Origin of the sequence: Paenibacillus sp. O199, assembly GCF_001636635.1 — a bacterium.
Lineage (GTDB): Bacteria > Bacillota > Bacilli > Paenibacillales > Paenibacillaceae > Paenibacillus > Paenibacillus marchantiae.
The window spans coordinates 1-11,341 of sequence record NZ_LGRP01000061.1; the positions used below are offsets into that span (position 1 = coordinate 1).

The following is an 11,341-nucleotide window of genomic DNA, read 5'->3' on the forward strand; positions in this document are numbered from 1 at the left end:
TACGGAGAACAAGTCGGCTCCAAATCCGAATGAGAGCTGGGAGTACTCCTGGCAAAACAAAAATAAAATGCTGCGGTTGTACGAGGGGGCCGATGGCGTAAAGACCGGATATACCAAAAAGGCGTTCCGTTGTCTGGTTAGCTCTGCTTCACGCAATGGGCAACAGCTTGCTGCGGTAACCCTTAACGATGGCGACGATTGGAATGACCATGCACGTATGCTGGATTTCGGTTTTGAAAACTTCCCTTTGGTGGAAATTGCAAAAAAAGAACAGCCTGTACAAAACACGGATGTGGTCACAGGTCGCGGGTTCACCTATCCTCTAGCGAAGAGTGAGACGTCCTCATTGACGAAAAAGCTGATTTTACTCGATAACCGGGCACAGGAGAGTACAGAGGGAGATGCAAAAACGACAGATCCTACTTTTGGACTGGCCGGCCGAATTGATATGCAGCTTGACGGGAAACTTGTGGGTTCAATTCCTGTGTATCGCAAAGGAAGTTATATTCCGCCAGAGCCGAAGACAGAGGATGCAACTCTGGGAGGGATCGGTGAAATTTCTACCTGGGCTTCCGCATGGCGCGCGGTATTAAGCCATTTGTTATCTCCATAATGAGGGGAGGGTTATCCTTTGATCAATTTAATCTGGCTTCTCATGATCGTAACCGGATTTGCTTTTGCAGCAGCACAAGGCAAAATTGAAGTTGTTACGCAGGCGGCTTTTGATGGAGCAGCAACCGGAGTAACGGTATGTTTTGGGCTGATCAGTGTGCTCGTGTTTTGGATGGGTATGATGAAAATGGCTGAGGATGCAGGGCTACTGGGACGAATCGCGAAGCTGCTAGGTCCGGTTGTTGGCTTTTTGTTCCCGGATGTTCCGCGGAATCATCCAGCCATGGGCTATATTTTATCCAACATGAGTGCCAATCTGCTCGGCCTAGGCAATGCGGCAACCCCAATGGGGATCAAAGCCATGCAGCAACTGCAAGAGCTGAATCCGGATAAACAAACGGCTTCCCCTGCCATGTGTACTTTGCTGGCTCTGAATACAGCGAGTATCACCATTATTCCGACAACCCTGATAGCCATTCGACTTAATTATCATTCCGCGAATGCCACGGAAATTGTAGGTACCACGCTAATGGCAACCATTATTGCGACATTTGCAGCCATTGTAGCCGATCGCTGGTACCGAAATAGGGCACTTCACAGGCCGCCGCGTGTACATAAAAGTGACAATCCCGGTATGAAAGGATGAGCAACGTTGTTAACCTTCATCAACTGGATTTCCGTCTGGGCCATTCCGGTTATCATCGCGTTTGTTCCATTATATGCGTTTACCAAAAAGGTCCCGGTCTACGAATCTTTTGTTGATGGGGCCAAAGATGGCTTCTCTACGGCGATCAGCATTATTCCCCATCTGGTAGGCATGATGGTTGCGATCAGTGTATTCCGTGCTTCCGGTGCATTGGATTATGTAATCAGCCTATTCGCACCACTTGTGTCCTGGATGGGGGTTCCGGGAGAAGTATTGCCGCTCGGTATTTTGCGTCCTTTGACCGGGACAGGCTCGCTTGCCTTTACGACTGACCTGATCAAAACCTATGGACCTGACTCTATGATTGGTCGCATGGCTTCCACGATTCAAGGCAGTACGGATACAACCCTATATGTATTGACTGTTTATTTTGGAGCGGTAGGTATACGCAATGGTCGCTATGCGCTCAAAGTTGGGTTGTTTTCCGATCTGGTTGGATTCATTGCTGCCTTGGTTATTTGTTTAATTGTATTTGGTTAAAAATATGCCCTCTCCTTCCGATATACGAATTATGCTAGAATGATAGCGGAGGAGAGTGAGAACCATGCAAAAGAGTTGGAAACGAATGCTCCGCTTTGGGATGTCAGGTATGCTTACCATTGCGTTGCTTGCAGGACAGACGGGGTTGGCTGCGGCTCAAGCCGTTAATACGATTCATTTTACGGGTTACTTCGATAAACAACTACGTGCTCAGTTGGCCGTTACAGCGGATTCTTTTCCAGTTGTGAACGTACGTCTGGTCAAACAGGATGAACCCGATTCAGTATATTATGATGTAGGTACATCCATACTGATCTCCAAGGATGAGGTGCTAACCAACTATCATGTCGTTCAGGATTATGCTGAACTGTCTGATGGGGATGAAGGCACACTTACTGTAGCAAGCCCAGGTCATCTGGACAAGCCGGTTAAAGCCAAAATCATCAAAACAGATCCGGTGACAGATATGGCATTGCTGAAGCTGGACAAAGAAATCGACGCACAACCGGTGACGTTTGCAAATGCGAAAGATAATCAAATCGTCTATACCATCGGATTTCCTAAAAATTCCGCCGGGGAACTTGTGCTGTTGGACGAAGATTTCCCTTCAACTTACAATACAATCGCCAAGAGCCGAGTATTTAATTCACAAGATTCAGATGTTCCAGGCAAGAAGGGCATTGGCAGTATCGTAAAATCAGTGGCACAAGGCAATTCAGGTGGCCCTGTTCTGGACCAGAACAATCGGGTTATTGGCATGATGACCTTTGTATACGGCGGACGTACTTATTATATTACTTCCAAAACATTGCAATCCTTCATTAAAGAAAGTGCAACCCCTGCGAAAAAACAGGTCGTTGTTGCTGGTAAAGTAGCCAATTAAACTTATTCATGTTGTAGTGGTTACATATGGTTGAAATTGAACGGCTCACCTTAACGCTCCTGTCGCATACCGGCAGTGAGAGGGTGAGCTTTTTTTGGCCTAAATACATAGCTAAATGCAGCTTAAAAGGTGTTTACAACCCCTGCGTTAACAAAATCGATGGATTATCCTTGTGATTTCCGGCCTTGATGGGTATCATTAGTGTGAGGTGACATGACAAACATGGAAAGATTACAAAAAATTATCGCACAGGCAGGCATTGCATCCCGCCGCAAGAGCGAGGAACTGATCCTGTCCGGCAAAGTAGAAGTTAACGGGGAGGTCGTAACCGAACTGGGTACGAAAGCGAACCCCGAAGAGGATATGATTACGGTTAATGGTAAACCGATCCGCAGTGAAAAGAAAGTGTACATGATGTTGAACAAACCGAAGGGTGTTATCACAAGTGCTTCAGACCCGGAAGGTCGGAAAATTGTATCCGACTATCTTAAAGGTGTCAAGGAACGGGTATACCCAGTGGGTCGTCTGGATTATGACACAGAAGGATTGCTCATTCTGACCAATGATGGCGAATTTGCGCATTTGTTGACGCATCCGAAGCACCACGTACCCAAAACGTATCATGCAACCGTTAAAGGTGTTCCACATGGTTCGGCTCTGGAGAAATTAAAGACAGGCATTATGCTGGACGATGGTATGACAGCTCCGGCAGAGATTGAGTACAAAGATGTGGATACCGCAGCAAATGAATCTGTTATCTCTATTACGATTTACGAAGGGCGTAACCGTCAGGTTAGACGTATGTTCGAAGCGATTAACCATCCGGTAACACGTCTGAAACGGATTTCGTTTGGTGGTATTTTGCTTCAAAACCTGAAACGGGGACTCACACGCAATCTAACCAAAGAAGAAGTCAACAACCTGATTACGCTCGCAAAATCAGAACCCGCCAAAAAAATGAAAAAAAGGTAATGTGAGGACACATAATTTTCATAAAAGCGCCGAAGTTTTGTGACGAAATTCGCTATAATTGTTCATAGGATGTTCACAGTTGTCCAAGACCGTTATATGCGAATGCTAGTCACTCAAGCTTTTTGCATAAATCCCCGGAGCGACTTTCAATCAGCAAGAGTTAGATCGAAATGGTGTTATTCGTCTAATTCTTGTACCCGGGAGCGTTTAAATTCAAATTATGCAAAAAGCTGACTTAAAAGGGGAGCAGCACATGGGGAAATCAAGAAGAGCGGTGCAAATCGTCATTTTGTTATTGATCCTGGTGTTGGGCGGATATGCGATTACGACATCGGTATCCGGCTCGAATGGCAAGCCAAAAGAAGGAGACAAAGCTCCTTCTTTTGAACTGCTGGGCCTGGATGGACAAGTTCATACGTCTGAGGAATACAAAGGCAAAGCCATGGTAATCAACTTCTGGGGAACATGGTGTGAGCCTTGTGTCAAAGAGATGCCTGCGCTACAAGCGCAAGCGGACAAATGGAAGGACCAGGGTGTGCAATTTGTTGGTATCAATGTTGGGGAAGACCAGATGACCGTGGAAAATTTTGTTCGACAGGTGGGCGTTACGTTTCCGATTATGCTCGACCGTGACAAAAACTCGATCCGGGATTTTGGCATTTCGCCGATGCCAACGACATTTTTTGTCTCCGACACGGGCAAAATCTCCACCATTCATATCGGTCAACTTGATTTGGACACACTTGACGCTCAAATTTCACAACTGGCGAAACAGCCCTGACAGGAGGTCTAGTCGTGTTCCAAAATACGAAATGTGAGTGCGGACACCAGAATCCGGTGGGCACTGTGCTGTGTGAAGCCTGTGGCAAGCCGCTGCTGGAGGCCGAGGTCAAATCGGATGAAGTATTGGAAATGCGTTATGATGGCATGGCGCGTCGTTCGCAGCGTACCAATCCCAAAATCATTGACCGCATATGGAACTTTTTCTCATCGGTCAAAATTGCTGTTTACATGATTGTGTTTACACTTGTAGGTTCCATGCTGGGCACAATCTATCCACAAGAAAGTACATTTCTGAATATTGATCCATCCGTATATTACAAGGACACATACGGTCAGTTGGGTCATATCTATTATCTGCTGGGTCTGTCCCATACATACGAATCCTGGTGGTTTATTTTGTTACTGGTACTGATCGGCGCTTCATTGGTCATATGCAGTCTAGACCGGGTACTTCCACTATATAAAGCGCTGAATAAACAGAAAATACGCAAACACATGCAGTTTCTTACACGCCAGCGACTGGTGTATCAAGGTTCCATAGATGAGGCATCAGAAGACTGGATTAAGAAAGCGGTTACGCCGCTTAAAAAGAAAGGTTATCGCGTGCATACCGAGGGTACTGCATTGCTGGCCGAGAAACATCGATTCAGTCGCTGGGGGCCATATGTTATCCATATCGGATTGATTATCTTCCTGCTCGCAGTACTTGCTCGAGGACTTCCCGGGCTGAATCTGGATGAGCATGTTGCTTTTCCCCAAGGGGAAATCAAAAAAATACCGAATACCTCCATGTATTTGAAGAATGAACAGTTTAATGTTGAATTTTACAATGAAGATGAGGTTCCAGAACAGTTCCGTAATTTGAACAAAACCGTTCCAAAACTATTTGAAACCAAAGTGGTATTGTACGAATGTACGGCAGATTGCTCGGATCCTTCGAAAAAACCTCAATTGACCGAGGTGGACCGACATGATGTTCGAGTGAACCATCCACTGAATTACCACGGATTAAAAGCATATCAATTTGATTATGATCTGACACCAACGATTCGTTCGGTAACGCCTGATTTGGTCAATGCCCAGACGGGTGAGAAGTATGGAGCAATCCAAATTGCTATGGTGGATACGCAGCGAACGTTTGAAGCTGGACCCTATAGTCTGAGTGTTAAAGAAAAATATATGGATTTTGGGCTGGATGAAAATGGAGAACCCAAATCAAAATCCCCTTCACCGAATGCGCCTGCCTTTCTATTTAACATCAAGGGTCCCAATTTACCTGAAGCGGGAATGCAGTATTTGTATTTTGCGAAGCAGATAGATAAACAACGTTTTCAACAGGACGCAATTAACAAACAGTTGAATGGAGGAGAAATTCCTTTGCAGCTAGAGGTTGATAGCATGGATAAGGTGGACATCATTCAATCCGTGAGTTACCTCAATATCCGTATTGATAAGGCCATGCCTTTTGTATGGGTTGGTGCAGGAATCGTTATGTTGGGTCTGGTTATGGGCTTTTACTGGCACCACCGACGTATTTGGATTCGTATTGATGATGGACAGCTCACCCTAGGTGGCCATACGAATAAAAACTGGTTTGGATTTAGGCGTGAGATTGCAGCTGTGTTAAAACATATGAATGTGGAAGTGGATGAGAAGTCGTTGGATAACGGGGGGAACCAAACATGAGTTTATTGGATTTCAGCAGCGACGCATTTATCGTATCTTTTTTTCTATATTGTGCTGCATTTATGTTATATGGCGTTGCCGTCATGGGAAAGAAATGGAGTAATCGTGACCCGCAAGCTCATGTAGAACGATGGGGGAAACGAGCCTTTATTGCATCAACTGTTGCACTAGCTGCACATCTCATCTTCTTTGGTACACGTTGGGCTGGAGCAGGCCATATACCAGTAAGTAATATGTATGAGTTTATGAGTTTTCTTTCCATGATGATTATGGTGGCATTTATTGTAGTTTACGCCATCTATCGCAAATCGTTGCTGGGATTGTTTGCATTGCCACTAACCATCATTATTATGGCATATGCAGCCGTATTTCCTCAGGAAGTACAGCCGCTGATCCCTGCTTTACAATCGATATGGCTCAAGATCCACGTGACGTTGGCAGCTCTTGGCGAGGCATTCTTCGCCGTAGGCTTTGCGGCGGGATTCATGTACTTGTTACGCACAGTCGATTTCAGTGGCAAGGATAAGTCATCCAGACGCCAGCGCGGGTGGGTTGAGTTTACATTAATCACTATCGTCGTTGTCGTTGGGTTTATCGGGTCGGTATTTGCTTTCCGTGCATCCGGATATGAGGCGGTTTTTGTTCAGAAAATCGCTAGCATTGACACAGAGGTACAGGAAAATAGTACAATAGAGAAAGTGATTTATCGCATGCCTCCTATTTTTGCGCCTTATAATAGCGAAGTGGAGAGCATAAAACCGTTTCTTGGCATGAAGGAACCATTACTTGAGACACCTTCCTGGATGAACGGAGTTAATGCTGGACGTAAACTGAATACGGTAGTCTGGTCTTTGATTGTAGGGTTGATCTTATATGGACTTATTCGTTTAATTGTAAGAAGACCGCTTGGACAAGCTCTGCAACCGATGCTTGATGGCATTGATGCCGATGATCTCGATGAGATTAGTTATCGGGCAATTGCTATAGGATTTCCTATATTTACATTGGGAGCATTAATTTTCGCTATGATCTGGGCCCAGATTGCCTGGAGCCGCTTCTGGGGATGGGACCCCAAAGAGGTGTGGGCTTTGATAACATGGTTATATTATAGTGTGTACCTGCATTTGCGTTTGTCCAGAGGCTGGCAGGGCCGCAAGTCTGCATGGCTTGCAGTACTTGGGTTTTTGGTCGTTATGTTTACGCTCGTTGGTGTGAATTTGATCATTGCCGGGTTGCATTCTTACGCAGGGGCAGACTAGGATAGGTAGTTTCGTAAAGTTCCCGAGAGAAATCCATGAAACACATACGTGAGCCCCTACGTCCAATGGGGCATTCAAATATTGTTCGCCAGATCGAACATAATAGAAGTGATGAGGAGTTATTGCAAAGGGGCTGGAGTGGAATGGCTGAACATGAGAACCGTATACTCGTCGTGGATGACGAGGAAAGAATCCGACGGCTTTTGAAAATGTATCTCGAAAAAGAAGGTTATGAAATCGATGAAGCAGAGGATGGGGAAACTGCGTTGCGAAAAGCAACTGCAGGTGACTATGGTCTGATTTTGCTTGATGTGATGTTGCCGGGCATGGACGGCGTTGAAGTATGTACCCGTTTGCGTCAGGTAAAATCAACTCCGGTTTTGATGCTTACTGCAAAAGGCGAAGAAATTAACCGCGTTCAGGGCTTTGAAGTTGGAGCAGATGACTATGTCGTTAAACCGTTCAGTCCACGTGAAGTGATTTACCGGGTGAAGGCGATTCTGCGTCGTTCTTCTGCGACAGCGTATCTGTCCAAGGAGAGTAATTCAAGCAACAATATCGTATTTCCTCATTTGGTCATCGAACATGATGCTCACCGCGTAACTGCGGGTGGGGAAGAGATCAGTCTAACACCGAAAGAATATGAACTGTTGCATTATCTCGCGACATCTCCAGATAAAGTTTTCTCCAGAGAAGAGCTGCTGAAGGATGTATGGAACTATGAATTCTTTGGTGATCTTCGTACTGTGGATACGCATGTGAAGCGTCTTCGCGAGAAGTTAAACAAGGTTTCGCCAGAATCAGCGGCGATGATTACGACGGTGTGGGGTGTGGGTTATAAACTGGAAGTACCGAAGTAGTTTTAGTTTCTGGAGATCGCTGGTCGGGAAGTTATGGATTACGATTATTTGCCTTGTGGGCTGTGTACTCATAGCATTGGGTCTTTTTTTGCTGCCGTATATTGATACGAATTTTGCGGAGTCTGAGTCGAGAGATATCAAACGTTTGTTCACGTATGTTTGTATTATCGGATTCAGTTTGACGACCTTTTTTGCGCTGTTTCTTTTTACGAAAATTACGCAGCCGATGCAGCAGTTAATTCAGGCAGCCAATGCGATTCGGAAAGGAAATTACGGTACACGTCTCTCCCTTGTAACGAGCGATGAGATTGGAGAATTAGGTAATACATTTAACCATATGGCTGCACAGCTGGAAGATAACATTCGCAACCTTAACCATGAAAAAGAACATCTGGCGAGCGTGCTCCGAAGCATGACCGATGCCGTAGTGACATTCGATGGTGAAGGGAAAGTTATTTTGACAAACCCCCCTGGAGAGAAAATCATGCAGGCTTGGTGTGATTTGGACTGGGCACAAATGGGTGAGGGACAGGATTCGGAGAATGCTGTGAGTTCTTCACGAGAGGTGCCGGAACCACTCGTTCCTTTGTTCAAAATGGTGATGGAGCAAGGTGGCGATCAGAACTCTAACGTGCATGTGCAGCAGGGTGTCTGGTCTGTTCAGATGGCGCCTTTGTATGCGGATAGTGTCGTACGGGGGGCTGTTGCTGTGCTTCGTGACGTAACGGAGGAAGTACGACTTGAGAAGATGCGCCGTGATTTTGTCGCCAACGTATCTCATGAAATACGAACTCCGCTATCCATGATGCAAGGGTATAGTGAAGCTCTTTTGGATGGAATGGCGGCTTCTCCAGAAGAAAGTGAAGAATTAATTCAAGTGATTCATGATGAGTCTTTACGTATGGGCAGGTTGGTTAAAGATCTGCTTGATCTTGCGCGAATGGAAGCGGGTCATACGGATATGGCCGTGAAGGAAGTGGATCTGGTTGAACTATTGGAGCGTGTATATAGAAAGTTCTCGGTACGTTCCAAAGAACAGGATATCCATCTTCGGTTTGAGTGCAAACAGACTTCGATTGAACTTCACCAGGCTGACGAGGATCGGCTTGAACAGGTATTCACAAATTTGTTGGATAATGCGTTTCGGCATACGCCCTCAGGCAAAAATGTTGTCATATCGGCAGAGCTGTTATCGGATATCCGGACACCTCTAGCTAAAGTGACTGTAAAAGATGAGGGCGTAGGCATTCCATCTTCTGATTTGCCATTCATCTTTGAACGATTCTACAAAGCAGATAAGGCTCGTGTTCGGGGTGAAAGTGTCGGTACAGGACTGGGGCTCGCAATTGTAAAAAATATTGTGGATGCCCATCACGGTACCATTATCGTTAATAGTGTACTTGGTGAAGGAACAGAGTTTATTTTACAATTTCCTGTGGATTCTTCGAAATAGCCCGATTTCATACAAAAAGTGCGAAAGCACCCTCATGCTGAGGGTGCTTTTTTGTTGAACAGTACCGTTTAATCTTGTTCAACGTGGAACAGTATGTTCTCTTTTTTTTGCATCAAAAAATGTGTCCAAGATAATTTTGCCTCTTATGATACATAAGCTTGAAAAGCGAAGAAGTTAAAGGAGGAGTGGATTAGGCATGTCTGATGAAAGAAAAAGGGTGAATATTAAAGCTTTCATAGAAGGAAGATCGTTTCGAGCGGGATCACCGTTTATTCCAATAACATCGAGTGAAGTGGAGCAGTTTGAGTCCATTTTGAAAGCATTGGCAGTGACTATTCCTGCAGCTGTTAGTCAGCCTACAGCGTCTAATATTCTCGCATTGCAAAACAGTTTACGGAGTTTGCTCACCTTTGTTAATACCTCTGGTTTTCGAGCTGGGGTGAAAGCTGAGTTACAATCCGTTCTGGAATTAACCATAGCAGGTTCTGAAGTTGTACCTGTAGCCGTTATCAATCTGGCTGGCAACTTGCAAAACTTGCTTGATGATTTATTAAGTGTAACGTTGCTTCTGGAAGTTCCGCCTGCGGAAAAAGATAAATTGGTCGGTTTGATTCGATCCATATCCGTATCATTGACTCGTGCTACCAGTTCATTTGGAACATCGGGAACTCCAGGTCCTCCAGGTCCCCCGGGAGTTCCAGGGGTTCCGGGTGTTCCCGGAGTGCCAGGTCCAGCCGGGCCAGGAGGCTCAGTAGGACCAGTAGGTCCGGTAGGTCCTCTAGGTCCTCTAGGACCCCAAGGCGTACCAGGTCCGCAGGGGGCTTCTGGAGTTGGATTGAATGATATTTCCGTTTTTGATCCCGCTCAGGCACCTGGCTATGTGCAAGGTGAAGTGGTTTCGTATAACGGCAGTCTTTATGTTGTTAACGTGAATGGTCCTACCGGAGTACCGGGAAGTTCTCCAGACTACACGTTGTTTTTGTCAGGCGGAACGACTGGAGCAACAGGGGCAGGCTTAACAGGCTCTATTCCATTCGATCCTGCGCTCGCACCAGGTTATCCGGCAGGACAAATTGTAACATTTGGCGGTAGTACCTATATTACTAATGTGGCATCGCCAACGGGAACACCGGGTAGTTCACCGGATTATACTTTGCTGGCATCGGCCGGAGCTACTGGGGCCACTGGGGCAACAGGAGTGGGACTCGGTGGTTCTGTTCCGTTTGACCCAGCAGTGGCACCAACATACCCGGCCGGTCAAGTTGTAACTTTTGAAGGCAGCACCTATATTACAAATGTGGCATCACCAACGGGAACGCCAGGTACATCCCCTGACTATACATTGATTGCAGGCGCAGGCCCTACAGGGCCAACGGGTGTAACGGGAGCAACTGGAGTAGGTTTGAGTGGGATTGTACCGTTCGATCCGGCGGTAGCACCAACGTATCCAGCGGGTCAAGTCGTGACGTTTGATGGCAGCACGTATATTGCAAATGTGGCATCACCAACAGGTACTCCAGGAACATCCCCGGATTACACGTTGTTGGCTGGTGCAGGAGCCACGGGTGCAACAGGGGCAACCGGAGTTGGTCTAACCGGCGCAACAGGAGATACCGGTACAACGGGAGCCACGGGTGCAGGTTTGAC

At 46.2% G+C, this 11,341-nt stretch carries 10 protein-coding genes and 1 pseudogene; all 11 read left to right on the forward strand.

The annotated features are described in order from the left end of the window. Window positions 1-613 (forward strand): annotated as a pseudogene (locus A6049_RS31290) (D-alanyl-D-alanine carboxypeptidase); the annotation flags it as partial. A gap of 18 nt (window positions 614-631) precedes the next feature. Further along, window positions 632-1,258, forward strand: coding sequence for a nucleoside recognition domain-containing protein (locus tag A6049_RS31295; RefSeq protein WP_063568316.1), 627 nt, complete (start codon window positions 632-634; stop codon window positions 1,256-1,258). A 6-nt stretch (window positions 1,259-1,264) separates the two neighbouring features. Further along, window positions 1,265-1,798 carry a spore maturation protein gene (locus tag A6049_RS31300; RefSeq protein ID WP_063568317.1) on the forward strand — a complete coding sequence of 178 codons (534 nt, stop codon included), beginning with the start codon at window positions 1,265-1,267 and terminating at the stop codon, window positions 1,796-1,798. A gap of 64 nt (window positions 1,799-1,862) precedes the next feature. Then, window positions 1,863-2,681, forward strand: coding sequence for a S1 family peptidase (locus A6049_RS31305; protein ID WP_063568318.1), 819 nt, complete (start codon window positions 1,863-1,865; stop codon window positions 2,679-2,681). Window positions 2,682-2,903: 222 nt separating this feature from the next. Beyond that, entirely contained in the window at window positions 2,904-3,653 is a 750-nt protein-coding gene (locus tag A6049_RS31310) for a pseudouridine synthase (RefSeq protein ID WP_063568319.1), read from the forward strand. 253 nt (window positions 3,654-3,906) lie between these two features. Then, window positions 3,907-4,434, forward strand: coding sequence for a redoxin domain-containing protein (locus tag A6049_RS31315; RefSeq protein ID WP_063568320.1), 528 nt, complete (start codon window positions 3,907-3,909; stop codon window positions 4,432-4,434). Between the two features lie 14 nt (window positions 4,435-4,448). Further along, the gene (gene resB / locus A6049_RS31320; protein ID WP_063568321.1) at window positions 4,449-6,122 is read left to right on the forward strand and encodes a cytochrome c biogenesis protein ResB; all 1,674 of its coding nucleotides are present in this window, start codon (window positions 4,449-4,451) and stop codon (window positions 6,120-6,122) included. After that, a complete protein-coding gene (ccsA, locus tag A6049_RS31325; RefSeq protein WP_063568322.1) occupies window positions 6,119-7,381 on the forward strand; it encodes a cytochrome c biogenesis protein CcsA in 1,263 nt (420 codons plus the stop codon). Before resB ends, ccsA begins: the two co-directional genes overlap by 4 nt. Window positions 7,382-7,524: 143 nt before the next feature. Next, window positions 7,525-8,241, forward strand: coding sequence for a response regulator transcription factor (locus A6049_RS31330; protein ID WP_017687664.1), 717 nt, complete (start codon window positions 7,525-7,527; stop codon window positions 8,239-8,241). Further along, window positions 8,210-9,694 (forward strand): ATP-binding protein, encoded by a 1,485-nt coding sequence (locus tag A6049_RS31335; RefSeq protein WP_275078684.1) that lies wholly within the window; start codon window positions 8,210-8,212, stop codon window positions 9,692-9,694. The genes A6049_RS31330 and A6049_RS31335 overlap by 32 nt, the downstream gene beginning before the upstream one ends. A gap of 196 nt (window positions 9,695-9,890) precedes the next feature. Further along, window positions 9,891-11,341 (forward strand): collagen-like repeat preface domain-containing protein (locus A6049_RS31340; protein WP_240321595.1); only part of this gene is annotated, 1,451 nt, incomplete at its 3' end.

What these genes read in the sequence shown, in the direction of transcription:
- A6049_RS31305 (WP_063568318.1), top strand. Translation starts at nt 1,863, where the DNA reads ATGCAAAAGAGTTGGAAACGAATGCTCCGCTTTGGGATGTCAGGTATG.
- A6049_RS31310 (WP_063568319.1), top strand. Translation starts at nt 2,904, where the DNA reads ATGGAAAGATTACAAAAAATTATCGCACAGGCAGGCATTGCATCCCGC.
- A6049_RS31315 (WP_063568320.1), top strand. Translation starts at nt 3,907, where the DNA reads ATGGGGAAATCAAGAAGAGCGGTGCAAATCGTCATTTTGTTATTGATC.
- ccsA (WP_063568322.1), top strand. Translation starts at nt 6,119, where the DNA reads ATGAGTTTATTGGATTTCAGCAGCGACGCATTTATCGTATCTTTTTTT.
- A6049_RS31330 (WP_017687664.1), top strand. Translation starts at nt 7,525, where the DNA reads ATGGCTGAACATGAGAACCGTATACTCGTCGTGGATGACGAGGAAAGA.